At 32.6% G+C, this 301-nt stretch carries 1 pseudogene; it reads left to right on the top strand.

What is annotated here, in order from left to right:
- Positions 1 to 229: 229 nt before the first annotated feature.
- A pseudogene (gene ndk / locus ACFINZ_RS11400) lies at positions 230 to 301 on the top strand (nucleoside-diphosphate kinase); the annotation flags it as partial.

Below are 301 nucleotides of genomic sequence, written 5' to 3'. Positions count from 1 at the left end.
CAATCTTCGGGTTTTTCATTCAAGTTGAAGAAAGGTAGATAATCCTTATAAATCAATCTATTATATCTATGATGAGGCAAGAGGTTAAAATGAGATTTTTTATTGAAATCAGCGAAGAACTATACAATTCTAAAAATTGGTGCGGATTTTTTCATAGTCACTTGGCAAGAGACGTCTTGCTCGCTATAGAACGGTCAGATAATATTTATAATAAAATAAAGGTGGTCAAATGGCTGTAGAACGTACTTTTTCAATGATTAAACCAGATGCAACACGTCGTAATTTAACAGGTGCAATTACA

The sequence above is a fragment of the Bartonella sp. AA81SXKL genome (assembly GCF_042196945.1).
In the GTDB taxonomy this organism is placed as follows: Bacteria; Pseudomonadota; Alphaproteobacteria; order Rhizobiales; family Rhizobiaceae; genus Bartonella.
The sequence above is the reverse complement of the archived record's forward strand: the minus strand, read 5'-3'. Positions and strand labels throughout refer to the sequence as shown.